Source organism: Paenirhodobacter huangdaonensis (assembly GCF_004022465.1).
GTDB classification, from domain to species: domain Bacteria; phylum Pseudomonadota; class Alphaproteobacteria; order Rhodobacterales; family Rhodobacteraceae; genus Rhodobacter; species Rhodobacter huangdaonensis.
In genome coordinates this window covers 127,485-151,029 of record NZ_SAVA01000003.1, presented here as the reverse complement: position 1 = coordinate 151,029, position 23,545 = coordinate 127,485, and the positions used below count along the sequence as shown (strand labels likewise).

Here is a 23,545-nt window from a genome sequence, read left to right as displayed (position 1 = left end):
CTCAGATCTGCGGCGTGTTGAAGGCCTGACGGAAGTAGGTGTAGAGCACCTGCGTCGCCGGCGTCATCTCGGCGCCGCGCCGCCAGGCGAGCCCGACATCCATCGAGGGCGCCACCGGGTCCGTCTCCACCGTCACGATCCGCCGCCCCTCGAGCGACCAGGGGCGATAGACCATGTCGGAGAGCACCGTCACCCCCTGACCGTTCGCCACCATCGAGCGCACCGCCTCGATCGACGAGGTGCGCATCTTCACCCGTGGCGGGGTCGAGCCGAAGGTCCAGTATTTCATCGTGGTGTTCGCCGCCTCGTCCACCGTCAGCATGATGTAATCCTCTTCCGCGATATCGCCGAACTGCACCTTGCGGCGGTCGGCAAGGCGGTGGCCCTGCGGCACCCACAGCCGCCGCGTCGAGCGCAACAGCGTGTCGGTCTCGAGCTCGGGGTTCGAGATGTTCGAGGTCAGCACGATCGCGATGTCGAAGCGGTTCGCCAGCAGCCCCTCCTCGACGCTTTCGCGGTTCAGCTCGTGCACCTGGATGTCGAGGTTCGGGTGCATCCGCGCGATGCGGTCGAGGTGATAGGGCAGGAAATAGCCGATCACCGTATAGGTCGTGGCGACGAGGATCCGCCCGGTGGTGCCGCTCGCCCGCTCGCGGATGTTCACCGCCTCATCGATCTTGGTCAGGATCTCGTAGCTCAGAGCCAGAAGCTCGCGCCCCGATTGCGTCATCTCCATCCCGTGCGCGGTGCGGGTGAAGAGCTCGGTGCCGATCTGGGCCTCGAGTTCGCGGATCGCCGTGGTCACCGCCGATTGCGAGATCGACAGCGCGTTCGCGGCGCGGCTGACCTGGCCGGTCTCGGCAGTGGCGACGAAATACTTGATCTGCCGGAAGTTCATGCTGGCTCGTTCTGATTTTCAAATGTCGGCCATCGCATCTTCCGAAGATCCGCGTTAACGAATTGCTCAAATGCCAAGCAATCCAAGGAATACTGGAAGTTTGCGACGGGTTGCAAAACGCATTGTTATCGGAAATTCAGAAAACATGAAGACACATCTTTGAATTTTACATGATGCGAATCTTCGGGGAACCTGTTCATGCAAATGTTACGTGGACCAGGAAATGCCGAAGATCGTCGACCTCAACTGTGACCTTGGAGAAGGCTTCGGCCACTGGACGATGGGCGCGCCCGACGAGGAGCTGATGGAAGTCATCTCCTCGGCGAATGTGGCGACGGGCTTCCATGCCGGCGATCCGACGCTGATGAACCGGGTGGTGAAACTGTGCCAGCAGCACTCGGTGGGGCTTGGCGCGCACCCGGGCTATCGCGACCTCGTGGGCTTCGGCCGGCGCTACATCCGCGCCTCCTCCGAGGAACTGGTGAATGACATCCTCTACCAGATCGGCGCGCTGCGCGAGTTCGGCCGGCGCTATGGCATTGCGCTGCAGCATGTGAAGCCGCATGGCGCGCTTTACATGGAGGCCGCGGCGAACGAGGACCTGTCGCGCCATCTGGTCGAGACGCTGCAGCGCACCGCGCCCGAACTGGCCCTGTTCTGCATGGACATTTCGCACACTTATGAGGTGGCGCAGCGCCTCGGCCAGCCGGTGGTGCGCGAGTTCTACGCCGACCGCGATTATGACGACAGTGGCTCGATCGTGTTCCAGCGCCGCGTCGCGCCCCCCGATCCCGCCAAACTCGCCGAGAAATGCCTGCGCGCCTGCCTCGACAACACCGTCGAGACGGTGACCGGCAAGCAGATCCGCGTCGAGTTCGAGTCGATCTGCTTCCATTCCGACACCCCCGGCGCGGTCGAGATCGGCCGCGCGATCAAGACCACGCTGCAAGAAAACGGCATCACCATCGCCCCGGCGGCGCTGGTGCTCAAACAAGACTGATCTGACAGGAGAGAGCCATGACCGATATCCTTTCGCCCCTTCCCGGCACCTTCTACCACAAGCCCTCGCCGGACGCGGCGCCGTTCAAATCGGCGGGCGAGGCGGTTGCGGCCGAGGACACCATTGGCCTGATCGAGGTGATGAAGACCTTCATCGAGGTGAAGGCCGAGGCGGCGGGCACCTTCGCGGGCTATGTCGCGGCCGATGCGGCGCCGGTCAGCGCGGGCGAAACCCTGGCGAAGCTGGACTGATCCGATGGCGATCCGCAAACTCTTCATCGCGAACCGGGGCGAGATCGCCGTGCGCATCATCCGCGCCGCGAAATCGCTCGGCATCGAGACGGTGCAGGCGCATTCCGAGGCCGACGCCGAGATGCTGGCGGTGCGGCTGGCCGATGGCGCGGTCTGTGTCGGCCCGGCGCAGGCGGCGAAATCCTACCTGAACATCGCGGCGGTGGTTGCCGCGGCAAAGGATGCGGGCTGTGATGCCGTGCACCCGGGCTATGGCTTCCTTGCCGAGAACGCCGAGTTTGCCCGCGCCGTCGAGACGGCGGGGATGGTCTTCGTCGGCCCGACCGCCGCGACGATCGAGCGCATGGGCGACAAGGTTGCGGCGAAGATCGCGGCCAAGGCCGCGGGCGTGCCGACGGTGCCGGGCTCGGACGGGCGGATCGAGGCGGCCGAGGCCGTCGCGATCGCCGAGGGCATCGGCTATCCGGTGATGATCAAGGCCGCGGCCGGCGGCGGCGGGCGCGGCATCCGCATCGCCACCTCGGCCGAGGAGCTCGCCCGTCTCGCGCCGCAGGCGCGCGCCGAGGCCGAGGCCGCCTTCGGCGATGGCGGGCTCTACCTCGAGAAGGTGATCCTCAACCCGCGCCACATCGAGGTGCAGATCCTCGGCGATGGCACCGGCGCCGCCGTGCACTGCTACGAGCGCGAATGCTCGCTGCAGCGCCGCCGGCAGAAGGTCTGGGAAGAGGCGCCGGCCTTCGGTCTGCCCGAGGCCACCCGCAAGGCGCTGTGCGACAGTGCCGTGGCGCTGGCGCAGGCGGTGAACTACCGCGGCGCGGGCACCATCGAATATCTCTATGACGGCGCGGCGGACCGGTTCTACTTCATCGAGATGAACACCCGCATCCAGGTGGAACATCCGGTGACCGAGATGGTGACGGGGCTCGACCTCGTGGCGCTGATGCTGCGCATCGCGGGCGGCGAGCCGCTGCCGGTGACGCAGGACGAGATCACCTGCACCGGCCACGCGATCGAGGTGCGGCTGAACGCCGAGGACCCGATGATGCAGTTCCTGCCGTTCCCGGGCAAGGTGACGGCGCTGACCATCCCGGCGGGCGAGGGCGTGCGCTTCGACCACTTCCTCTACGAGGGCTACCAGATCCCGCCCTTCTACGATTCGCTTCTGGGCAAGCTGATCGTCTGGGCCGAGGACCGCGCCGCGGCGATCGAGCTGATGGCCGACACCCTCACCGGCATCGAGATCGGCGGGCTGAAGACGACGATCCCGCTGCACCTGGCGCTGGCCGCCGATGCGGGCGTGCGCGCGGGGGAGTTCCACACCCAATGGCTGGAACCCTGGCTGGCCGCCGGGAACCTGACCGCCCCCACCGCAGCATAGGAGAAAGACCGTGAAGACAAGGTATTCCTTCGGCGGCGACGAGCACGTCTATGTCGAGATCGACGAGGAGATGTCGCTCGAGGCCTTCTTCATTGCGCTCTCGCTGCGCAATGCGGTGGCCGAGGCGCAGATCCCCGGCGTGACCGAGATCTGCCCGGCGAATGCTTCCTTTGAAGTGCGCTTCGACCCCGACGTGATCGCCCCCGAGGAGATCATGGCGCGGATCAGGGAGCTCGAACACAAGGCCGAGGTTTCGGACAAGCGGCTCGAGACCCGGATCATCGAGATCCCGGTCTATTTCCAGGACCCCTGGACGCACGAGACGCTGATGCGCTTCCGCGAGCGGCATCAGGACCCGACCGGCTCGGATCTCGACTATGCGGCGCGGATCAATGGCTATGACAGCGTCGAGGCCTTCCTCGAGGCCTTCCATTCGCAGCCCTGGTTCGTGTCGATGGTCGGCTTCGTCGCGGGCCTGCCCTTCCTCTATCAGCTCGTCGAGCGCGAAAAGCAGATCCAGGTGCCGAAATACCTGCGCCCGCGCACCGACACGCCGAAGCTCTCGGTCGGCATCGGCGGTTGCTTCGGCTGCATCTATTCGGTGCGCGGCGCGGGCGGCTATCAGCTCTTCGGCATCACCCCGATGCCGATCTACGACCCGACGCAGACGGTCTCCTACCTGAAGGATTTCATGGTGTTCTTCCGTCCGGGCGACATCGTGAAGTGGAAGCCCGTCGACCGCGCCGAATACGAGCGGATCGAGGCTGCGGTGGCCGCCGGCACCTACACGCCGCGCATCGCCCCCGTCACCTTCGATCTCGACGCCTTCAACGCCGACATCGCCGGCACCAACGCGAACCTGATGGAGGCCCTCAATGGCATTTAAGGTCGTCAAACCCGGGCTCTCGACCACGGTGCAGGATCTGGGCCGTCCGGGCTATTTCCACCTCGGCATCCCCGAGGGCGGCGCGATGGACCGCTTTGCGCTGCGCACCGCCAACATGCTGGTCGGCAATGACGAGGGCGCAGCCGGGCTCGAGGCGGTGTTCATGGGGCCGGAGCTGAGCTTCGACGCCGACACGCTGGTGGCCGTCACCGGCGCCGAGATGCCGATCTTCGTCGATGGCGAGCCGCGCGAGGGCTGGAGCGCCTTCGTGGTGAAGGCCGGCCAGACCCTGTGCTTCGGCTTCCTCAAGGCCGGCGCGCGGATCTACATCGCCTTCGGCGGCGGCATCGCGACGCCGCTCGCGCTTGGCAGCCGCTCGACCTATCCGATCGGCGCGCTTGGCGGCATCGACGGCCGCGCGATCGCCGCGGGCGACGTGGTGCCGGTGGGCGAGGCCACGACGATGACCGATCGCAGCCTTGATCGCAGCCTTCTCGCCCCGGTCTCGGCGCCGGTCGCGCTGCGGGTGCTGACCGGGCTCTACTGGCACCGGCTGACGCCCGCCTGTCAGGCGCGCTTCTTCGCCGACGAATGGGTCGTGGCGCCCGAGGCCGACCGCATGGGCTATCGCTTCCGCGGCGGTTCGCCGATGGAATTCGTCGAGCGCGACCAGCCCTTTGGTGCCGGTTCGGACCCGTCGAACATCGTCGACGGCTGCTATTCCTATGGCTCGATCCAGGTGCCGGGCGGGCAGGAGCCGATCGTTCTGCACCGCGATGCGGTCTCGGGCGGCGGCTACTTCACCCTTGGCGCGGTGATCTCGGCCGACATGGACCTGATCGGCCAGCTGCAGCCGAACACCAAGGTGCGCTTCACCGAGGTGACGATGGAAGAGGCGCTCGCGGCCCGCGCCGCCCGCCGCGACCGTCTTGCAAGGCTGCGTGCCGCGCTGGCCTGAGGGCCCGCGGCGCGCCGCCACCACCACGACCACCACTCACCCACACCACCCGAAGAAACGCGGATCAACCGCGCCCGATCCCCAAAAACAGAGAGGTCTCTGAACGATGAAACATGCCCGTCTTGCCCTTGCGCTGCTTGGCGCGACGACCCTTGCGGTGCCGGCCTTCGCCGGTGACTGGTTCCCCTATCCGGCCGAGGAGGTGACCCCCGCCTTCTCGACCGACGGCACCGCTGCGCCGATCAGCTACGAGGCGCTGCCGAAGGCCGACAAGCCCTGGAACATCTGCGTTGCCTTCCCGCACATGAAGGACGCCTATTGGCTCGGCGTCGACTATGGCGTCACCGAAGAGGCAAAGCGTCAGGGCGTGAAGCTGAACGTGGTCGAGGCCGGCGGCTATACCGAGCTCGCCAAGCAGATCAGCCAGATCGAGGATTGCGTCGCCGGCGGCGCGCAGGCGGTGATCATCGGCGCGATCTCCTATGACGGGCTGAACGCGGTGGTGAAGGAAACCGCCGCCAAGGGCGTGCCGGTGATCGACGTGGTGAACGGCATGTCCTCGCCCGACATCTCGGCGAAGTCGCTGGTCTCGTTCTGGACCATGGGCCACGAGACCGGCAAGTATCTGGCCGAGAAGCACCCCGCGGGCAGCCCCGAGGTCACCGTGGGCTGGTTCCCGGGCCCGGCCGGCGCCGGCTGGGTCGAGGCCGCGAACACCGGCTTCATGGAGGCGGTCAAGGGCTCGGCGGTGAAGGTGCTGGAACCCCGCTATGGCGACACCGGCAAGGAAGCGCAGCTGAAGCTGGTCGAGGATGTGCTGCAGGCGAACCCCGAGGTGAACTACATCGCCGGCACCGCGGTCACCGCCGAGGCGGCGCAGGGCCTGCTGCGCGAGCGCGGGCTGACCGACAAGGTCGGGCTGCTGGCCTTCTACCTGACGCCGGGCGTCTATTCCGGCATCCAGCGCGGCTTCATCGAGGCGGCGCCGGCGGATTCGATGGTCATCCAGGGCCGCATCGCGGTCGACCAGGCGGTGCGCATCCTCGAGGGCAAGCCCTACGTCAAGCATGTCGGCCCGAAGATCTTCATCATCACCAAGGACAACCTGGCGAAGACCCCGCGCGAGGCGGTGCTGCCGCCCGAGGGCTTCCAGCCCGTGTTCTCGGTCAACTGATCTCCCCCGGCGTCCCGGCCCGTGCCGGGGCGCCTTTCCAACCGGAGCGTTGCCGATGACCTCTCCCCTTCTCGAGACCCGGGGCCTGACCAAGGCCTATCCCGGCGTTCTCGCCCTCAACGCGGTCGATTTCACCCTGCTGCCCGGCGAGGTGCACGTGCTCTTCGGCGAGAACGGCGCGGGCAAGTCGACGATGATCTCGCTGCTCGCCGGTGCGAACACGCCGACCGAGGGCGAGATCCGCGTGCGCGGCGTGCCGGTGCGCTTTGCCTCGGTCGCCGATGCGCAGGCGCAGGGCATCTACACCGTGTTTCAGGAATTCTCGCTGATCCCGACGATGACCGTGGCGCAGAACATGTTCCTGGGCCACGAACCGGGCCCCGGCCCCTTCCTGGCGCCCGCCGAGATGCGCCGCCGCGCCGCCGCCACGCTGGCCGAGCTCGGCTTCGCGATCGACCCGGGCGCCACCGTCGCGCGGCTGTCGCGGGCGCAACAGCAGATGGTCGAGATCGCCAAGGCGATGCAGGGCGCGCTGTCGGTGCTGATCCTCGACGAACCCACCGCCTCGCTCACCGACCGCGAGGTCGACCAGCTTTTCGACGTGGTGAAGCGGCTGAAGGCCGAGGGCGTCGGCATCGTCTACATCTCGCACCGCGTGCACGAGTTCGAACGCATCGCCGAGCGCGTCACCGTGCTGCGCGACGGCGCCAGGATCGGCACTGCGCCGATGGCCGAGATGAGCGAGGAGGCGCTGGTCGACATGATGGCCGGACGCGAGATCCGCGACATCTATCCCGAGATCGCCCGCACTCCCGGCGCGGTGGTGCTCGAGGTCGCGGGGCTCACCGCCCCGGGCGTTTCCGACGCCTCCTTCACCCTGCGCCGCGGCGAGGTGCTGGGCGTGGCGGGGCTCGTGGGCTCCGGCAAGTCGCGCCTCTTCCGTGCGGTGATGGGGCTGGCGCCGACGCTTGCGGGCACGGTGCGCTTCAAGGGGCGGGACATCACCCGTGCCCCCACCCGGCGGGTGGTGAAGGCGGGCGCGTGGTATCTGTCGCCCGACCGCAAGCACGAGGGGCTGATCCTGGCCGAGACGCCCTTCGGCAACCTGCGCATGGACCTGATGCTCGAGGGCGGCGCCGTGCTGCGCCTTGCCGCCCTGCGGCGCCGCGCCGCGCAGATCTTCGGCCATGTCGAGCTGCCCGAGGCCTATCGCCCCCGCACCGTCGCCAAGCTCTCGGGCGGGAACCAGCAGAAGGTGCTGTTCGGCAAGGCCTTCGGCCATGATGCCGATCTCTATATCTTCGACGAGCCCACCGTCGGCGTCGACATGGGCACCCGCGCCGCGCTCTACCGGCTGATTGCGGAACTCGCCGAGGCCGGCAAGGCGGTGGTGGTGATCTCCTCCGACCTGCCCGAGGTGATGAACCTCGCGCATCGCGCGCTCGTTCTGGCGAACGGCCGCATCACCGCCCGGCTCGAGCGCGAAGAGCTGAGCGAGGACGCGATCTTGCGTCATTTCTTCAACGGTGCCGAGCCCGGCGCCGCAACCGTTGCCCCCGAACTGCAAGGAGACCTCGCATGACGCAGGCCCATCCCGCGCGCGGACTGCTGGCCCTGCCGCTGCGCATCTTCGTCAAACTCGGCGTGCTGCCGTTCTTCCTGATTGCGGCGATGGTGATCTTCGCCGCGCTGTCGCCGAACTTCCTGACGCCGCAGAACCTGATGAACGTGGCGCGGCAGTCGGTCTATCTGGTGCTCGTCTCGCTCGGGCAGATGCTGGTGCTGATCTCGGGCGGTTTCGATCTGTCGGTGGGCACGGTGATCGCGCTCTCCTCGGTGGTTTCGGCGCTGGTGATGACGGCGCTGGCGCCGGTCTTCCCCGATGCGGTCTGGCTGGTGATCGCGCTTGGCGCGCTCGCGGGCTTTGCCGTGGCGCTGGTCGTCGGCGCGATCAACGGCATCGGCGTTGCGCTTTTCGACGTCTCGCCCTTCATCATGACGCTCGGTGTGTCCTCGGTCGGCACCGGCTTTGCGCTGTTCCTCACCGGCGGCGTGCCGGTCTCGGGCCTGCCCTTCGCCTTTGGCGACACCTTCGGCTTCGGTCAGGTGCTTGGGCTGCCGGTGCCGGTGGCGATCGCGCTCGCCGCGATTGCGGCGATGTGGCTCTTCATGGCGCGCACCCGGGCCGGCGCCCGCGTCTATGCGGTCGGCGGCAACATCAAGGCGGCGCATCTGTCGGCGATCAACACCCGCGGCGTGCTGATCCTCGTCTATGGCCTGTGCGCGCTAATCGCCGCGCTGACCGGGCTGCTGCTCACCGCCCGGGTCGAAAGCGGCGAGGCAAACCTCGGTGGCACGATCGCGATGGAATCGATCGCCGCCTGCGTCATCGCCGGCGTCTCGCTGCGCGGTGGCATCGGCCGGGTGGAGAATGTCGTCCTTGGCGCCTTCTTCATCATCCTGATGCAGAACGGCATGAACCTCGCGCAGATCAGCTCCTACATGCAGATGGTGCTGATCGGGCTGTTGCTGATCCTTGCGGTGATCTTCGACCAGCTGCGCTACCGGCTGATCGTGAAGGGCTGAGCCCAGACCCCTCTTCCCCCGACTGCCCCGGTCGCCTCTGCGCCCGGGGCTTTTTCATGCCCGGCGGGGGAGGGGGCGCGCGAAAGCAAAAGGGCGCGGGATGCCCGCGCCCTGCCTCCGCTCCCGAAGGGGAGGGATCAGTTCTCTTCGTCGCTGCCGCCGACATCGGCGATATCGTCGAGCGAGACGTTGTCGTCCTCGTCGTCCTCGAGCAGGTCGTCGTCGAGATCGACGTCGCTCGCGTCCTCGTCCAGATCCTCGTCGGCCAGATCGTCGACCACGAGATCACGTTCGCGCGGCGCGGCCTTGTCGGCGACCAGAACGCGGCCGCGGCCGCTCGAGGTCAGGCTCTCGATCGAGAAGCTGTTTCCGCAGACCGGGCAGGTCATCGGATCTTTTTGCAGGTCGTAAAAGCGGCTCGCGCAATGCGGGCAGAGGCGCTTGACGCCCCATTCCTCTTTCGGCATGGAAGTCTCCTGGCAAGCTCTTTCGCACAGAGTCGCAGCCAACTGCCATACATGCGGGGGGGTGTCAAAGCCTTTTCGCGCTTTCTGCCCCGCGGCGGCGCTCGCTTGCCGCGAACCGCCCCGAAGCCCCGGAAGACCGATGGATTCAAGCCGTTTCACCCTGCCTGACCTGCCCGGCGTTGCCGTCACGCTGCGCCGCTCGGCCCGGGCGCGGCGGTTCAGCCTGCGGGTGTCGCGACTCGATGGGCAGGTGGTGCTGACGCTGCCCGTGCGGGCGCCGCTCGCCGAGGCGATGGCCTTCGCGCAGGGCCATGGCGAGTGGCTGCGCCGCACCCTTGCCGCGATGCCCGCGCTGCGCCGCCCCGGTTTCGGCGCCACCCTGCCGGTCGAGGGCGAGGAGCGGCGGATCGAGGCCGGGGCGGTGCGCGCGCCGCGGCTCGAACCCGGGCGGCTGATCGTGCCGCCGGGCGAGGACCGGCTGGCGATGCGGCTGGAGACCTTCCTGCGCCATTGCGCGCGGCTGCGCCTGCAGGCCGCGACCGAGCGCCACGCCGCGGTGCTGGGCCGTTCCTTCCGCCGCATCACCCTGCGCGACACGCGCTCGCGCTGGGGCTCCTGCGCGGCCGACGGCTCGCTCTCCTATTCCTGGCGGCTGATCATGGCGCCGCCGGCGGTGCTCGACTATGTCGCGGCACATGAGGTGGCGCATCTGGCGCAGATGAACCATTCGCCGGCCTTCTGGGCCGAGGTGGCACGGCTGATGCCCGACTACGCCCCGCACCGCGCCTGGCTGAAGCGCGAGGGGGGCGCGTTGCAGGCGATCCGCTTCCGCGACTGACGGCACGGCATTGACGCGGGGCGGATTCGTGATCACATACGCCCCATGACCACGATCACCACCCGCCCGATCGAGACCGCCGCGCATGACCGGATCTACCGCACGCTGCGGCTGCAGATCATGCATGGCGAGCTGGCCCCCGGCCAGGCGCTGACCCTGCGCGGGCTGGCCAAGCAATTCGGCGTCTCGATGACGCCGGTGCGCGAGGCGCTGCGCCGGCTGATTGCCGAGGGTGCGCTGATGCTCTCCTCCTCGGGCCGGGTGACGACGCCGGAGCTTTCGAACGAGCGCATTGAGGAGCTCGCGGCGCTGCGCGCGCTGATCGAGCCGGAGCTTGCCTCCCGCGCCCTGCCGCGCGCCCACCTCGCGCTGATCGACCGGCTCGGCGCGATCAACACCGCGAATGCCGAGGCGGTCGCCAAGCACGATGCCGTCGCCTACATCCGCACCAATCTCGAGTTCCACCGCACCCTCTATCTGCGCGCGCAGGCGCCGGCGATGCTGGCGGTGATCGAGACCGTCTGGCTGCAGCTCGGCCCGACCATGCGCGCGCTCTACGGCCGGATCCAGCGCAACGAGCCGCCGCGCCACCACCGGCTGATCCTCGCCGCACTGCGGGCGGGCGACGAGCCCGGGCTGCGCCTTGCAGTGCGCACCGACGTGACCCAGGGGCTGCGCCACCTCGCGCAGTGAGCCGTGAGCAGGGCAGGGGGATTGACCTTTCCGCGCCCCGGGGCATGCTGGCCCGAAACGGAGGTGCCGATGAGCGAGACCCTGACCGACGACGAGCGAAAAGTGCTCGAGATGACGGTGCTGATGACGCCGGACATGGCGAATTTCTCCGGCAAGGTGCATGGCGGCGCGCTCTTGAACTGGCTCGACCGGGTCGCCTTCTCGCTCGCCTCGCGCTATTCGGGGCGCTATGCGGTGACGCTGAGCGTCGATCAGGTGACCTTCAAGGAGCCGATCCATGTGGGCGAGCTGGTCCTCTTCCGCGCCGCGGTGAACCATACCGGGCGCAGCTCGATGGAGATCGGCATCCGGGTCGAGGCCGAGAACATCACCCGCGGCACGCGGCGGCACACCAACAGCTGCTATTTCACCATGGTCGCGGTCGATGACGAGGGGCGCCCCGCCGAGGTGCCGCGGCTGGTGCCGGCGACCGAGGTCGAGACGCAGCGCTGGAAGGCCGCCGAGATCCGCAAGGCGCTGCGGCGCGAGTTCGCGGCGAAGATGGCGGCAACCTCGGAAGTGGGCTGAGCCGCGGCGGCGGACCGCGCCTGCCCGGCTCTGGGCCTGCCGTGCCGAGCTGGCGGAACCTTGCGGCCGATCTCGGCTGTGCAAACGCAGAAAGGCGACCCGAGGGCCGCCTTTCCGGTGGTCGTGGCAGGCCGGGGCCTCAGGCGTGGATTGCGCCGTCGCCGCAGGCCAGCGCCGCCTCGCGCACCGCTTCCGAGAAGGTCGGGTGGGCGTGGCAGGTCAGCGCGATATCCTGCGCCGAGGCACCGAATTCCATCGCGACGCAGATCTCGTGGATCAGCTCGCCCGCCGACGGCCCGATGATGTGGCAGCCGAGGATGCGGTCGGTGCCCGCATCGACGATCAGCTTCACGAAGCCTTCCGACTGGAACACCGCCTTCGCCCGGCCGTTGCCCATGAAGGAGAACTTGCCGACCTTGTAGGCACGGCCTTCCTGCTTCAGCACCTCTTCGGTCTTGCCGACCGAAGCGACCTCGGGGGTGGTGTAGATCACGCCGGGGATCACGTCATAGTTCACGTGGCCATGCTTGCCGGCGATCACCTCGGCCACCGCCATGCCCTCGTCCTCGGCCTTGTGGGCGAGCATCGGGCCCACGATCGCGTCGCCGATCGCGTAGATGCCCTTCACCGAGGTCGCCCAATGCGCGTCGGTCTTCACCTGGCCGCGCGGCAGCATCTCGACGCCGAGCGCCTCGAGGCCAAGGCCCGCGGTATAGGGCTTGCGGCCGGTCGCGACGAGCACCACCTCGGCCTCGATCGCGGCTGCGCTCTCGTCCTTGCGCAGCTTGTAGGTGACGGTGTTCTTGCCCTTGCCCTTCTCGACGCCCTGCACCGCAGCGCCGAGGACGAACTTCAGCCCCTGCTTGGTCAGGATCTTCTGGAAGGACTTGGCGACCTCGCCGTCCATGCCGGGGGTGATCGCGTCGAGATATTCGACGACCGTCACCTCGGTGCCGAGGCGGGCATAGACCGAGCCCATCTCGAGGCCGATGACGCCGGCGCCGATCACCACCATCGACTTCGGGATCTTCGGCAGCGAGAGCGCGCCGGTCGAGGTGACGACGGTGTCCTCGTCGATCTCGATGCCGGGCAGCGAGGCCGGTTCCGAGCCGGTGGCGATCACGATCGCCTTGGCCGAGTGGACCTCGTCGCCCACCTTCACCTGACCCGCCGCCGGGATCGAGCCCCAGCCCTGCAGGTAGGTCACCTTGTTCTTCTTGAACAGGAACTCGATGCCCTTGGTGTTGCCGTCGATGACGTCCTGCTTGTAGGACTGCATCTTCGCCCAGTCGACCTTCACCTTGGCGCCCATCAGGCCCATCTTCTCGAAGTTCTCATGCACTTCGTGCAGCTCATGCGTCGCGTGCAGCAGCGCCTTCGAGGGGATGCAGCCGACGTTCAGGCAGGTGCCGCCAAGGGCACCACGGCCCTCGACGCAGGCGGTCTTGAGGCCCAGCTGGGCGCAGCGGATCGCGCAGACATAGCCACCCGGGCCGCCGCCGATCACGATCACATCAAATTCAGCCATGGTTTCGATCCTTTGGCAGTGTCGGGGGGCGCTGCCCCCCGTGCCCCCCGGAGTATTTCCGCCAAGAAAAAGGGGCGTCAGGGTTTCAGGGTGACAAAGGGAGAGAGTTTCATCCCCTTGTGGATTTCGGTGTGGTACGAGACCGGAACATTCGCATGGGCGCAGATTTCCTTCAGCGGATGGCCCTTGAGAGCTTCTGCGAATTCGATGCCGAACAGGTGCACCGATGTCACGGTCAAACCTCGGCCGGCATTCGCATAGCGACCCTTAAGAATCTGAGCGAGCTGATCGGTTGTCATTGCCACAGTCCGTGCGAAGAAGGGGCGGCGCGCGCGCCGCCCCGGTGTCGGATCACAGATCCAGCAGCAGGCGGCGCGGGTCTTCCAGCGCTTCCTTGACGCGGACGAGGAAGGTCACGGCGCCCTTGCCGTCGACGATGCGGTGATCGTAGCTCAGCGCCAGATACATCATCGGGCGGATCACGATCTGGCCGTTCACCACGACCGGGCGATCCTGGATCTTGTGCATGCCGAGGATGCCCGACTGCGGCGGGTTCAGGATCGGCGAGGACATCAGCGAGCCGTAGACGCCGCCGTTCGAGATGGTGAAGGTGCCGCCCTGCATTTCCGCCATGGTCAGCTTGCCGTCACGGGCGCGCTTGCCCTTCTCGGAGATCGCCTTCTCGATCTCGGCGAAGGACATCTGGTCGGCGTCGCGGATCACCGGAACGACGAGGCCGGTGGGCGTGCCCGCGGCGACGCCCATGTGGACGTAATGCTTGTAGACGACATCGCCGCCGTCGATCTCGGCGTTGACTTCCGGCACTTCCTTCAGCGCGTGGCAGCAGGCCTTGGTGAAGAAGGACATGAAGCCCATGCGCACGCCGTGCTTCTTCTCGAAGGCGTCCTTGTACTCGTTGCGCAGCGCCATGATCGCGGACATGTCGACCTCGTTGTAGGTCGTCAGCATCGCGGCGGTGTTCTGCGCATCCTTCAGGCGACGCGCGATGGTGGCGCGCAGGCGCGTCATCTTCACCCGTTCCTCGCGGGCGGCGTCGTCCGACGAGACCGGGGCGCGCGGCGCCGAGGCCGGGGCGGGCGCGATCGAGACGGCCGGGGCGGCGGCGGCCTTGGCGGCAGCGGCGGCGACGTCTTCCTTCATAATCCGGCCGTCGCGGCCGGTGCCGGTGACCTGCGAGGGGGTGAGGCCGGCTTCGGCCATCGCCTTCTTCGCGGCGGGCGCATCCTCGACGTCTTTGCCGGCCGGGGCGGCAGCCGCGGCGGGGGCAGCGGCCGGGGCCGCAGCGGGGGCGGCAACCGCGCCCGCGGCGCCCTCAGTGACGACGGCGAGCTTCGCCGAGGCGGCGACGGTCGCGCCCTCGGGGGCGACGATCTCGGTCAGCACGCCGGCGACGGGCGAGGGGACCTCGACCGAGACCTTGTCGGTTTCAAGCTCGCACAGCATCTCGTCCTGCGCGACCGTGTCGCCCACTTTCTTGAACCAGGTGGAAACCGTGGCTTCCGACACGCTCTCGCCCAGGGCGGGCACCATCACGTCCGTCATCTTGACCTCTTTGGACTGTTGCGCGGCCTGCTGAGGGGCTGCCGCGCCTTCGGATTTGGGTTGCGGGGCGGGCGCCGCGGCGCCCGCTTCGTTGATCGTGGCGAGAAGGGCGTTCACGCCCACCGTCTCGCCCTCGGCGGCGACGATCTCGGCCAGCACACCCGCGGCGGGGGCCGGAACCTCGACGGTCACCTTGTCGGTCTCGAGCTCGCACAGCATCTCGTCGGCGGCGACCGCGTCACCCGGCTTCTTGAACCAGGTGGCGACGGTGGCTTCCGAGACGCTTTCGCCAAGCGTGGGGACACGGACCTCGATTGCCATGGCTCAGCCCTCCAGCGCGTCGTTGACGAGCGCGTCCTGCTCGGCCTTGTGGCTCTTCGCCAGGCCGGTGGCCGGCGAGGCCGAGGCGTTGCGGCCGGCATAGCGCGGACGCGAGTGCTTGGCGTCGATCTTCGACAGCACCCACTCGATGTTCGGCTCGACGAAGGTCCAGGCGCCCTGGTTCTTCGGCTCTTCCTGGCACCAGATCACCTCGGCGTCCTTGAAGCGCGAGAGCTCGGTCACCATCGAATGCGCCGGGAACGGGTAGAACTGTTCGAGACGCAGGATGTAGACATCCTCGAGGCCGCGCTTGTCGCGCTCGGCCAGCAGGTCGTAATAGACCTTGCCCGAGCAGATCACCACGCGCTTGATCTTGTCGTCATCGGCAACGCGGAACTCCGAGTTGCCCTGCTGGCGCGGATCGGCGTCGTCCCACATCACCCGGCGGAAGAACGAGCCGGTGGTGAATTCCTCGGCCTTCGAGGTGCACAGCGGGTGACGCAGAAGCGACTTCGGCGTCATCAGGATCAGCGGCTTGCGGAAGTTGCGGTGGATCTGCCGGCGCAGGATGTGGAAGTAGTTCGCCGGGGTCGAGCAGTTCGCCACGATCCAGTTGTCTTCCGCCGAGAGCTGCAGGAAGCGCTCGAGCCGGGCCGAGCTGTGCTCGGGGCCCTGGCCCTCGAAGCCGTGCGGCAGCAGGCAGACGAGGCCCGACATGCGCAGCCACTTGCGTTCGCCCGAGTTGATGAACTGGTCGAACATGATCTGCGCGCCGTTGGCGAAGTCGCCGAACTGGGCTTCCCACAGGGTGAGCGCGTTCGGTTCGGCCAGCGAATAGCCATACTCGAAGCCGAGCACCGCATATTCCGACAGCATCGAGTCGATGACCTCGTAACGTGCCTGACCCGCCTTGATGTGGTTGAGCGGGTAGTAGCGTTCTTCGGTGGTCTGGTCGACGAAGGCGGAATGGCGCTGCGAGAAGGTGCCGCGGGTGCAGTCCTGGCCGGACAGGCGCACCGCGAACCCCTCGGTGAGCAGCGAGCCGAAGGCCAGCGCCTCGGCGGTCGCCCAGTCGAAGCCGGCGCCGGTCTCGAACATCTTCTTCTTCGACTCGAGCAGGCGCGCCACGGTCTTGTGGATGTCGAAGCTGTCGGGATGCGAGGTCAGCGCCTTGCCAAGCTCGGCCAGCTGCTCGGGCGAGATCGGGGTGACGCCCGCGTCATAGTCCTGCGTCTGCCGGTCGAGGTGCTTCCAGCGCCCGTCGAGCCAGTCGGCCTTGTTCGGCTTGAACGCCTTGCCGATCTCGAATTCCTCGTTCAGCTTCGCCTGGAAGGCGGCCTTCATGTCCTCGATCTCGCCTTCCGGGATCAGCCCGTCGGCAACGAGACGCTCGGTGTAGAGCTGCAGCGTGGTCTTGTGGCCCTTGATGCTCTTGTACATCTGCGGGTTGGTGAACATCGGCTCGTCGCCTTCGTTGTGACCGAAGCGGCGATAGCAGAAGATGTCGATGACCACGTCCTTGTGGAACTTCTGGCGGAACTCGGTCGCCACCTTGGCGGCGTGCACCACCGCTTCCGGATCGTCGCCGTTCACATGGAAGATCGGGGCTTCCACCATCAGCGCGATGTCGGTCGGGTAGGGCGAGGAGCGCGAGAAATGCGGCGCGGTGGTGAAGCCGATCTGGTTGTTCACCACGATGTGGATGGTGCCGCCGGTGCGGTGGCCGCGGATGCCCGAGAGCTGGAAGCATTCCGCCACCACGCCCTGACCGGCGAAGGCCGCGTCCCCATGCAGCAGCACCGCCAGCACCTGGGTGCGGTCGGTGTCGTTGAGCTGGTCCTGCTTCGCGCGCACCTTGCCAAGCGCGACCGGGTTCACCGCCTCGAGGTGGCTGGGGTTCGCGGTCAGCGACAGGTGGACGGTGTGCTCGTCGAAGGTGCGGTCGGCCGAGGCGCCGAGGTGATACTTCACGTCGCCCGAGCCGTCGACATCGTCGGGCTTGTAGGAGCCGCCCTGGAATTCGTGGAAGATCGCCCGGTAGGGCTTCATCATCACATTGGCCAGCACGCTCAGCCGGCCGCGGTGCGGCATGCCGAAGACCACCTCTTTCAGGCCGAGGTTGCCGCCGCGCTTGATGATCTGTTCCATCGCCGGGATCAGCGCTTCGCCACCGTCAAGGCCGAAGCGCTTGGTGCCCATGTATTTCACGTGCAGGAACTTCTCGAAGCCCTCGGCCTCGACCAGCTTGTTCAGGATGGCGCGGCGGCCTTCCCGGGTGAACTGGATCTCCTTGCCGTAGCCCTCGATCCGCTCCTTCAGCCAGCCGGCTTCCTCGGGGTTCGAGATGTGCATGTATTGCAGCGCGAAGGTGCCGCAATAGGTGCGCTTCAGCACGTCGATGATCTGCCGCATCGAGGCGACCTGCAGGCCGAGCACGTTGTCGATGAAGATCGGGCGGTCCATGTCGGCATCGGTGAAGCCGTAGGACTTCGGGTCGAGCTCGGGGTGGCTCGCCTCGTCGCGCATGTGCAGCGGGTCGAGATCGGCGATCAGGTGGCCGCGGATGCGATAGGCGCGGATGATCATGATCGCGCGCACGCTGTCGAGCACGGCGCGCTTCACCGCGTCCTCGGACACCTGCACGCCGGCCTCGGCGGCCTTCGCCTTGATCTTGTCACCGGCGGCCTTGGCTTCCTTCGCCGGCACCATCGGCCATTCGCCGGTCAGCGCGCCGGTCAGGTCGTCATTCGGGCTCGGCGGCCAGTCGGAACGCGCCCAGGACGCGCCCTGCGCCGATTTCTTCACGTCGCGCTCGTCGTCGCCGAGCGAGGCGAAGAAGGCGGCCCAGGCGGCGTCGACCGAGCTCGGGTCGGCGGCGAAACGGGCGTAGAGCTGTTCGACGTAATCCGCGTTCGCGCCTTGCAGGAAGCTCGAGGCTTCGAACTGTTCGTTGGGGGATTGGTCATTCATGACGGTTGTCCTTGGAAACGGCTGAGGGGCCGGTGAGGGGCGGGGGTGGCGGTCAGCCTGCGCAGTCCACCACAAGAACTTTGATGCCGGGTTCACGGTCGCCCGGCTCGGTGACGAAGGACGATTTCAGCCCCTTGCCGTAATGGGCACAGAGCTTCGCCGGCGCGGCTTTCACCGCGGTTTTGTCGGCGGCGAAGAAATCGAAATAGATATAGGCGCGCTTGCTGTCGCCCGAGATCGCCGAGACGGCATCGCCATTGATGCCGGTCATCTGCTCGAAGGTGCCGTGCGAGCGCTCGTCCTTCGGCACCGGCGGTGCCAGCGCGGCCGTCGCGGTGCCGGTGCCGGGAGCTGCAGTCATGCAGCCCGCGAGCATCAGCGCCGCCAGCGCGGCCGAGACAGCCGGAAGTCCACGTTTCATTATCTTCATACTCCTGCGGAACGCTGCGTCACTTGTAGGGGGAGGCAGTGCCCGGTTGACCGGCCGCCTGGGCACAGGCTAGCTCGTACTCACCGCCGACGTTGGCGGCCCCGCAGGTCGCGGCGGTGCCGGCGACGATGGAGCCGTTGGAACGGGCGGAATTCGCCACCGCATAGCCGGTCGAGCCGGTCGGGGTGGTTCCCTGCGGAACCTTGCTGCTGCCAATGATCGGATAGGTGGTGATCGGGCCGGACGCCGAAAGCGGGATCGGGTCCTTGCCCGGGCCGCTGTCACAGCCTGCCAGCATCACGAGGGCGATGGCCGAGGCCACGGCGCCAGACGTCACTTTTCTCATCTCAACCTCCGAACTCCGGCCGCGTCCGGCCTTTGGGATCACTCAGAAGGGCGAAACGGGCCATCGGGCCCGCTCGGCACTGCGGAGTGGGGACGGAGGCCGCGGTTGCCCGCGGCCTCCCGGAACTCATTCGCCCTTGATCGCCTTCATCACGGCTTCGCCGAGATGGGCGGGGCTTTCGGCCACCACGATACCGGCCGAGCGCATCGCCTCGATCTTCGAACCGGCGTCGCCCTTGCCGCCCGACACGATCGCGCCCGCGTGGCCCATGCGGCGGCCGGGAGGAGCGGTGCGGCCCGCGATGAACCCGGCGGTCGGCTTCCAGCGGCCCTTCTTCTTCTGTTCCTTCAGGAACTCCGCGGCTTCCTCTTCGGCCGAGCCACCGATTTCGCCGATCATGATGATCGAGGTGGTTTCCGGATCATCGAGGAACATGTCGAGCACGTCGATATGCTCGGTGCCCTTGATCGGGTCGCCGCCGATGCCCACGGCCGAGGACTGGCCAAGGCCGATGTCGGTCGTCTGCTTCACCGCTTCATAGGTCAGCGTGCCCGAACGCGACACGACGCCGACCGAACCGCGCTTGAAGATCGAGCCCGGCATGATGCCGATCTTGCATTCGTCGGGGGTCATGACGCCCGGGCAGTTCGGCCCGATCAGACGCGACTTGCTGTCGATCAGCGCGCGCTTCACCTTCATCATGTCGAGCACCGGAATGCCCTCGGTGATGCAGACAATGAGCTCGATCTCGGCGTCGATCGCCTCGAGGATCGAGTCGGCGGCAAACGGCGGCGGCACGTAGATCGCGGTCGCGTTGGCGCCGGTCTTGGCCACAGCCTCGTGGACCGAGTTGTACACCGGCAGGCCGAGGTGCTCGGAACCGCCCTTGCCCGGCGTCACGCCGCCGACCATCTTGGTGCCGTAGGCGATCGCCTGCTCGGTATGGAAGGTGCCCTGCGAGCCGGTGATGCCCTGGCAGATGACTTTGGTTTCTTTGTTGACGAGGACTGCCATGTTCTTAGCCCTTCACAGCTTTCACGATTTTCTGGGCGCCGTCGGCGAGGTTGTCCGCCGCGATCACGTTCAGGCCGGATTTCGAGATGATCTCCTTGCCCAGCTCGACGTTGGTGCCTTCGAGGCGCACCACCAGCGGAACCTTGAGCCCGACTTCCTTCACCGCGGCGATCACGCCCTCGGCGATGATGTCGCAGCGCATGATGCCGCCGAAGATGTTCACCAGGATGCCCTTCACGTTCGGGTCCGAGGTGATGATCTTGAACGCTTCGGTGACCTTTTCCTTGGTCGCGCCACCGCCCACGTCGAGGAAGTTCGCCGGTTCCGCGCCGTAGAGCTTGATGATGTCCATCGTCGCCATGGCGAGGCCCGCGCCGTTCACCATGCAGCCGATCTCGCCGTCGAGCGCGATGTAGTTCAGGTCATACTTCGAGGCTTCGAGTTCCTTCGGGTCCTCTTCGGTCTCGTCGCGCAGCGCCATGATGTCGGAGTGGCGATAGAGCGCGTTGTTATCGAAGCCGAGCTTGGCGTCGAGCAGCTTGAGGTTGCCGTCGGTCATCACGATCAGCGGGTTGATCTCGAGCATCTCCATGTCCTTCTCGATGAAGGCACGGTAGAGGTTCTTGACCAGCGCGACGCACTGCTTGACCTGCGCGCCTTCAAGCCCGAGGGCGAAGGCCACGCGGCGGCCGTGGAAGTCGCTGAGGCCCGTCGCCGGGTCGACCGAGAAGGACAGGATCTTCTCGGGGGTGTGGGCGGCCACTTCCTCGATGTCCATGCCGCCTTCGGTCGAGACGACGAAGGAGACGCGCGAGGTCTTGCGGTCGATCAGTAGCGCCAGATAGAGCTCGCGCGAGATGTCCGAACCGTCCTCGATGTAGATCCGGTTCACCTGCTTGCCGGCCGGGCCGGTCTGGTGCGTGACCAGGGTGCGGCCGAGCATCTGCTTGGCGAGTTCGGCAGCCTCTTCCACCGACTTCGCGAGGCGGACGCCGCCCTTTTCGCCGGCTTCCGGCTCCTTGAACTTGCCCTTGCCGCGGCCGCCGGCATGGATCTGGGCCTTGACCACCCAGAGCGGGCCGTCAAGTTCGGAGGCGGCGGTCTTGGCTTCGTCGGCCTTCAGGACCGGGCGGCCCTCGGAGACCGGGCAGCCGTAGCTCTTGAGGAGCTGCTTCGCCTGATATTCATGAATGTTCATGGCAGAGTTCCCATGCTGGTGCGATTTGCATGGTGGTGTGGCACATTCGGGGCGTGTAACAAACCGATAAATGCGTGCCGGATGCCCGGATCGGCAGAAAACCGCACTTTGTGATCACACCATTCGGGAGCGTGATCACAAATGCTGCAGGGCAGCATGAGGCTTGCCCGGGACGAAGGAATCGGAAAGACTCCGGCAGGTTTCTTGAGGGGTGGACAGGTCATGGACAGATGGGGCGTGGTGGCACTGGCGGACGAGCCGGCGGCGTTGATTGCGGCTTTCGTCGCCCATCACCTCGACCTCGGCGCCGACGAGGTCCATGTCTGCCTCGATCGCCCCAACCCAGAGGCGCGCGACCTGCTGGCAAGGGTGCCGGGGGCGGTGCTGCATGACGCGGGCGAGGACGGCTGGGCGTTTTCGAACGGCTACCGCCCGGTCAAGCATCTGGGCCGGCAGAAGTATCACGCCAGCCGGATGCTGGCCGAGACGAAGCTCGACTGGCTGGTGCATTGCGACGCCGACGAATTCGTGCTGCCGACGACGGGCGAGAGCGTGGCCGAGGTGCTGAGTGCCGTCCGTCACGGCGCGAGCTGGGTGAAGATCGGTGTCGCCGAGCGCACGCATCTCGACGATCTGCCGGCGGCCGACATCTTTTCGGGCGTCTTTCGCCGCCCCTGGGCGGGCTTCACTGCCCGCGGCGGCGTGATCTATGACGACGCCGCGCTGGCGCTTCTGAACAAGGGGCTGTGCGGGCACAATCTCGGCAAATGCGCGGTGCGGTCGGGGCGGGGGCTGTTCATCGGCGTGCACCGGCCGATGCGCGAGTGGAGCGGTGGCGGGCGCGACGTGTCCTATGACGGCACGGCGAAGCTCGAGCTTCTGCATTACGACGGGCTGACCGAGCTGCATTACGCGCTGAAGATGATGCGCCGTGCGCTGAATGCGATGGCGAAGAACCCGCCTTCGCATGCGCCGCAGCGGCAGTTGCAGTTCGAGGCGATGGCGGGGGCGGCGCATAATGCGCGCGCGCTGCATGCGCAGTGGCTGGCAGCGAAGGTGATCGACGCGAAACAGGCGCGCGTGCTCGAGCGCGAGGGCGTGCTGGCGCGCTTTGATCCGCAGATTGCGGCGCGCACGGCGCGGGTGGTCGGCGCCGTCGATCTGAGCCCCGCGGGCTTTGACCGCGCGCTTCTTGCGCATGAGGCGGCGCTGTTCGCGCGCGCGTCGCAGGCGTTCGGCTTCGATCCCGCCCCCCTCGTTGCCGCCTGAGCGCAACGAAAAAGGCGCGGCCGAAGCCGCGCCTTTCCCGAGAGACACCTCTGGCCGGATCAGGCGAGGGTCGGGTCGATGCCCTTGCAGGCCGCGACGAGGCCCTTCACGGCGTCGATCGACTTGTCGAACATCACCTGCTCGTCCTTGTTCAGCTTGATGTCGACGACCTTCTCGATGCCGCCGGCACCGATGATCGTCGGCACGCCGACATACATGCCGTCGAGGCCGAAGGCGCCCTTGACGTAGGCGGCGCAGGGCAGCAGGCGCTTCTGGTCCTTGAGATAGGCTTCCGCCATCTCGATCGCCGAAGTGGCCGGCGCATAGAAGGCCGAGCCGGTCTTCAGCAGGCCGACGATCTCGGCGCCGCCGTCACGGGTGCGCTGGATGATCGCGTCGAGCTTTTCCTGGGTGGTCCAGCCCATCTCGATCAGGTCCGGCAGCGGGATGCCGGCAACGGTCGAGTAGCGGGCGAGCGGCACCATGGTGTCGCCGTGGCCGCCCAGAACGAAGGCGGTGACGTCCTTCATCGAGACGTTGAACTCGACCGAGAGGAAGTGACGGAAACGCGCCGAGTCGAGCACGCCGGCCATGCCGACGACCTTCTCCACCGGCAGGCCCGAGAACTGCTGCAGCGCCCAGACCATCGCGTCGAGCGGGTTGGTGATGCAGATCACGAAAGCGTTCGGGGCGTGTTTGCCGATGCCTTCGCCGACCGACTTCATCACCTTGAGGTTGATGCCGAGCAGGTCGTCACGCGACATGCCGGGCTTGCGCGGCACGCCGGCGGTGACGATGCAGACGTCGGCGCCGGCGATGTCGGCGTAATCGGTGGTGCCCTTCAGCGTGGCGTCGAAGCCTTCGGAGGGGCCGGATTCGGCGATGTCGAGCGCCTTGCCCTGGGGCGTGCCTTCGGCGATGTCGAACAGGACGACGTCACCGAGTTCTTTGATCGCGGCGAGATGGGCGAGCGTGCCGCCGATCTGGCCGGCGCCGATGAGGGCGATCTTGGGTCGGGCCATGGGATTCCTCCAAAGGTCAGGATGGATGTGTTGAAACTGACGCGGCAGGGTTAGCCCTTCGCGCCCCGTCTGGCAAGGGCCCGGCGCGGCCCGAAACCGTTCGGCATGCCGTTGTATGCCGAAATCTTGATCCGGCCCGAAGGGGCAGGGGGCGAGTCGCTCGCTGCGGCTGCACCGAATGGTTCTGC

The 23,545-nt window shown here is 67.1% G+C and carries 23 protein-coding genes; 12 read left to right on the top strand and 11 right to left on the bottom strand.

Annotated elements, in window-relative coordinates; translation table 11 throughout:
- Position 1: 1 nt before the first annotated feature.
- On the bottom strand, positions 2-898 hold the full coding sequence (locus tag EOW66_RS06285) for a LysR family transcriptional regulator (RefSeq protein ID WP_113899508.1): 897 nt from the start codon (positions 896-898) through the stop codon (positions 2-4).
- A 223-nt stretch (positions 899-1,121) separates the two neighbouring features.
- Here EOW66_RS06285 and EOW66_RS06280 point away from each other — a divergent pair, with 223 nt between their 5' ends.
- The 8 genes from EOW66_RS06280 (at position 1,122) to EOW66_RS06245 (ending at position 9,131) form a co-directional block, all read left to right on the top strand.
- Positions 1,122-1,898 carry a 5-oxoprolinase subunit PxpA gene (locus tag EOW66_RS06280; RefSeq protein WP_128155811.1) on the top strand — a complete coding sequence of 259 codons (777 nt, stop codon included), beginning with the start codon at positions 1,122-1,124 and terminating at the stop codon, positions 1,896-1,898.
- A gap of 17 nt (positions 1,899-1,915) precedes the next feature.
- Entirely contained in the window at positions 1,916-2,149 is a 234-nt protein-coding gene (locus EOW66_RS06275; protein WP_128155581.1) for an acetyl-CoA carboxylase, read from the top strand.
- Between the two features lie 4 nt (positions 2,150-2,153).
- Complete coding sequence (locus EOW66_RS06270) at positions 2,154-3,527, top strand: acetyl-CoA carboxylase biotin carboxylase subunit (RefSeq protein ID WP_128155580.1); 1,374 nt, start codon at positions 2,154-2,156, stop codon at positions 3,525-3,527.
- 10 nt (positions 3,528-3,537) lie between these two features.
- Complete coding sequence (locus EOW66_RS06265; RefSeq protein WP_128155579.1) at positions 3,538-4,413, top strand: 5-oxoprolinase subunit B family protein; 876 nt, start codon at positions 3,538-3,540, stop codon at positions 4,411-4,413.
- A complete protein-coding gene (locus EOW66_RS06260) occupies positions 4,403-5,371 on the top strand; it encodes a 5-oxoprolinase subunit C family protein (protein WP_128155578.1) in 969 nt (322 codons plus the stop codon). The genes EOW66_RS06265 and EOW66_RS06260 overlap by 11 nt, the downstream gene beginning before the upstream one ends.
- 106 nt (positions 5,372-5,477) lie before the next feature.
- The gene (gene torT / locus EOW66_RS06255) at positions 5,478-6,545 is read left to right on the top strand and encodes a TMAO reductase system periplasmic protein TorT (protein ID WP_128155577.1); all 1,068 of its coding nucleotides are present in this window, start codon (positions 5,478-5,480) and stop codon (positions 6,543-6,545) included.
- A gap of 55 nt (positions 6,546-6,600) precedes the next feature.
- Positions 6,601-8,127 (top strand): sugar ABC transporter ATP-binding protein, encoded by a 1,527-nt coding sequence (locus EOW66_RS06250; protein WP_128155576.1) that lies wholly within the window; start codon positions 6,601-6,603, stop codon positions 8,125-8,127.
- The gene (locus tag EOW66_RS06245; protein ID WP_128155575.1) at positions 8,124-9,131 is read left to right on the top strand and encodes an ABC transporter permease; all 1,008 of its coding nucleotides are present in this window, start codon (positions 8,124-8,126) and stop codon (positions 9,129-9,131) included. The genes EOW66_RS06250 and EOW66_RS06245 overlap by 4 nt, the downstream gene beginning before the upstream one ends.
- 137 nt (positions 9,132-9,268) lie before the next feature.
- Here EOW66_RS06245 and EOW66_RS06240 read toward each other — a convergent pair whose 3' ends face one another.
- Entirely contained in the window at positions 9,269-9,598 is a 330-nt protein-coding gene (locus EOW66_RS06240) for a TIGR02300 family protein (RefSeq protein WP_128155574.1), read from the bottom strand.
- 139 nt (positions 9,599-9,737) lie between these two features.
- Between EOW66_RS06240 and EOW66_RS06235 the strand changes: the two genes are divergently transcribed.
- The 3 genes from EOW66_RS06235 (at position 9,738) to EOW66_RS06225 (ending at position 11,696) form a co-directional block, all read left to right on the top strand.
- Entirely contained in the window at positions 9,738-10,436 is a 699-nt protein-coding gene (locus EOW66_RS06235; RefSeq protein ID WP_128155573.1) for a M48 family metallopeptidase, read from the top strand.
- Positions 10,437-10,481: 45 nt separating this feature from the next.
- Complete coding sequence (locus tag EOW66_RS06230) at positions 10,482-11,129, top strand: GntR family transcriptional regulator (RefSeq protein WP_128155572.1); 648 nt, start codon at positions 10,482-10,484, stop codon at positions 11,127-11,129.
- A gap of 69 nt (positions 11,130-11,198) precedes the next feature.
- Complete coding sequence (locus tag EOW66_RS06225; protein ID WP_128155571.1) at positions 11,199-11,696, top strand: acyl-CoA thioesterase; 498 nt, start codon at positions 11,199-11,201, stop codon at positions 11,694-11,696.
- Between the two features lie 139 nt (positions 11,697-11,835).
- On the opposite strand, the gene lpdA is transcribed toward EOW66_RS06225, so the two are convergent.
- The 8 genes from lpdA to sucC all read right to left on the bottom strand — a co-directional run bounded on the left by lpdA (position 11,836) and on the right by sucC (position 21,066).
- A complete protein-coding gene (gene lpdA / locus EOW66_RS06220; RefSeq protein WP_128155570.1) occupies positions 11,836-13,224 on the bottom strand; it encodes a dihydrolipoyl dehydrogenase in 1,389 nt (462 codons plus the stop codon).
- Between the two features lie 77 nt (positions 13,225-13,301).
- Positions 13,302-13,523 (bottom strand): HTH-like domain-containing protein, encoded by a 222-nt coding sequence (locus EOW66_RS06215; protein WP_128155569.1) that lies wholly within the window; start codon positions 13,521-13,523, stop codon positions 13,302-13,304.
- A 52-nt stretch (positions 13,524-13,575) separates the two neighbouring features.
- Positions 13,576-15,108 (bottom strand): 2-oxoglutarate dehydrogenase complex dihydrolipoyllysine-residue succinyltransferase, encoded by a 1,533-nt coding sequence (odhB, locus tag EOW66_RS06210; RefSeq protein ID WP_128155568.1) that lies wholly within the window; start codon positions 15,106-15,108, stop codon positions 13,576-13,578.
- 3 nt (positions 15,109-15,111) lie between these two features.
- Positions 15,112-18,078, bottom strand: a complete 2,967-nt coding sequence (locus tag EOW66_RS06205; RefSeq protein ID WP_128155567.1) for a 2-oxoglutarate dehydrogenase E1 component — start codon at positions 18,076-18,078, stop codon at positions 15,112-15,114.
- A gap of 52 nt (positions 18,079-18,130) precedes the next feature.
- Positions 18,131-18,499, bottom strand: a complete 369-nt coding sequence (locus tag EOW66_RS06200; RefSeq protein ID WP_128155566.1) for a hypothetical protein — start codon at positions 18,497-18,499, stop codon at positions 18,131-18,133.
- Positions 18,500-18,527: 28 nt separating this feature from the next.
- Positions 18,528-18,854 carry a hypothetical protein gene (locus EOW66_RS06195; RefSeq protein ID WP_128155565.1) on the bottom strand — a complete coding sequence of 109 codons (327 nt, stop codon included), beginning with the start codon at positions 18,852-18,854 and terminating at the stop codon, positions 18,528-18,530.
- Between the two features lie 126 nt (positions 18,855-18,980).
- Entirely contained in the window at positions 18,981-19,868 is an 888-nt protein-coding gene (sucD, locus tag EOW66_RS06190) for a succinate--CoA ligase subunit alpha (protein WP_128148057.1), read from the bottom strand.
- A 4-nt stretch (positions 19,869-19,872) separates the two neighbouring features.
- Positions 19,873-21,066, bottom strand: coding sequence for an ADP-forming succinate--CoA ligase subunit beta (gene sucC / locus EOW66_RS06185; protein ID WP_113899528.1), 1,194 nt, complete (start codon positions 21,064-21,066; stop codon positions 19,873-19,875).
- A gap of 222 nt (positions 21,067-21,288) precedes the next feature.
- Here sucC and EOW66_RS06180 point away from each other — a divergent pair, with 222 nt between their 5' ends.
- A complete protein-coding gene (locus tag EOW66_RS06180) occupies positions 21,289-22,335 on the top strand; it encodes a glycosyltransferase family 2 protein (RefSeq protein ID WP_164881044.1) in 1,047 nt (348 codons plus the stop codon).
- Between the two features lie 59 nt (positions 22,336-22,394).
- Here the strand turns inward: EOW66_RS06180 and mdh are convergent, their stop codons facing one another.
- Positions 22,395-23,357 carry a malate dehydrogenase gene (gene mdh, locus EOW66_RS06175; RefSeq protein WP_113899530.1) on the bottom strand — a complete coding sequence of 321 codons (963 nt, stop codon included), beginning with the start codon at positions 23,355-23,357 and terminating at the stop codon, positions 22,395-22,397.
- Positions 23,358-23,545: the final 188 nt, after the last annotated feature.

Excerpts from the sequence above, each read along its gene's own strand:
- EOW66_RS06285 (WP_113899508.1), bottom strand. The coding sequence starts at position 898 with ATGAACTTCCGGCAGATCAAGTATTTCGTCGCCACTGCCGAGACCGGC.
- EOW66_RS06280 (WP_128155811.1), top strand. The coding sequence starts at position 1,122 with ATGCCGAAGATCGTCGACCTCAACTGTGACCTTGGAGAAGGCTTCGGC.
- EOW66_RS06275 (WP_128155581.1), top strand. The coding sequence starts at position 1,916 with ATGACCGATATCCTTTCGCCCCTTCCCGGCACCTTCTACCACAAGCCC.
- EOW66_RS06270 (WP_128155580.1), top strand. The coding sequence starts at position 2,154 with ATGGCGATCCGCAAACTCTTCATCGCGAACCGGGGCGAGATCGCCGTG.
- EOW66_RS06260 (WP_128155578.1), top strand. The coding sequence starts at position 4,403 with ATGGCATTTAAGGTCGTCAAACCCGGGCTCTCGACCACGGTGCAGGAT.
- torT (WP_128155577.1), top strand. The coding sequence starts at position 5,478 with ATGAAACATGCCCGTCTTGCCCTTGCGCTGCTTGGCGCGACGACCCTT.
- EOW66_RS06250 (WP_128155576.1), top strand. The coding sequence starts at position 6,601 with ATGACCTCTCCCCTTCTCGAGACCCGGGGCCTGACCAAGGCCTATCCC.
- EOW66_RS06245 (WP_128155575.1), top strand. The coding sequence starts at position 8,124 with ATGACGCAGGCCCATCCCGCGCGCGGACTGCTGGCCCTGCCGCTGCGC.
- EOW66_RS06240 (WP_128155574.1), bottom strand. The coding sequence starts at position 9,598 with ATGCCGAAAGAGGAATGGGGCGTCAAGCGCCTCTGCCCGCATTGCGCG.
- EOW66_RS06235 (WP_128155573.1), top strand. The coding sequence starts at position 9,738 with ATGGATTCAAGCCGTTTCACCCTGCCTGACCTGCCCGGCGTTGCCGTC.
- EOW66_RS06230 (WP_128155572.1), top strand. The coding sequence starts at position 10,482 with ATGACCACGATCACCACCCGCCCGATCGAGACCGCCGCGCATGACCGG.
- EOW66_RS06225 (WP_128155571.1), top strand. The coding sequence starts at position 11,199 with ATGAGCGAGACCCTGACCGACGACGAGCGAAAAGTGCTCGAGATGACG.
- lpdA (WP_128155570.1), bottom strand. The coding sequence starts at position 13,224 with ATGGCTGAATTTGATGTGATCGTGATCGGCGGCGGCCCGGGTGGCTAT.
- EOW66_RS06215 (WP_128155569.1), bottom strand. The coding sequence starts at position 13,523 with ATGACAACCGATCAGCTCGCTCAGATTCTTAAGGGTCGCTATGCGAAT.
- odhB (WP_128155568.1), bottom strand. The coding sequence starts at position 15,108 with ATGGCAATCGAGGTCCGTGTCCCCACGCTTGGCGAAAGCGTCTCGGAA.
- EOW66_RS06205 (WP_128155567.1), bottom strand. The coding sequence starts at position 18,078 with ATGAATGACCAATCCCCCAACGAACAGTTCGAAGCCTCGAGCTTCCTG.
- EOW66_RS06200 (WP_128155566.1), bottom strand. The coding sequence starts at position 18,499 with ATGAAACGTGGACTTCCGGCTGTCTCGGCCGCGCTGGCGGCGCTGATG.
- EOW66_RS06195 (WP_128155565.1), bottom strand. The coding sequence starts at position 18,854 with ATGAGAAAAGTGACGTCTGGCGCCGTGGCCTCGGCCATCGCCCTCGTG.
- sucD (WP_128148057.1), bottom strand. The coding sequence starts at position 19,868 with ATGGCAGTCCTCGTCAACAAAGAAACCAAAGTCATCTGCCAGGGCATC.
- sucC (WP_113899528.1), bottom strand. The coding sequence starts at position 21,066 with ATGAACATTCATGAATATCAGGCGAAGCAGCTCCTCAAGAGCTACGGC.
- EOW66_RS06180 (WP_164881044.1), top strand. The coding sequence starts at position 21,289 with ATGGACAGATGGGGCGTGGTGGCACTGGCGGACGAGCCGGCGGCGTTG.
- mdh (WP_113899530.1), bottom strand. The coding sequence starts at position 23,357 with ATGGCCCGACCCAAGATCGCCCTCATCGGCGCCGGCCAGATCGGCGGC.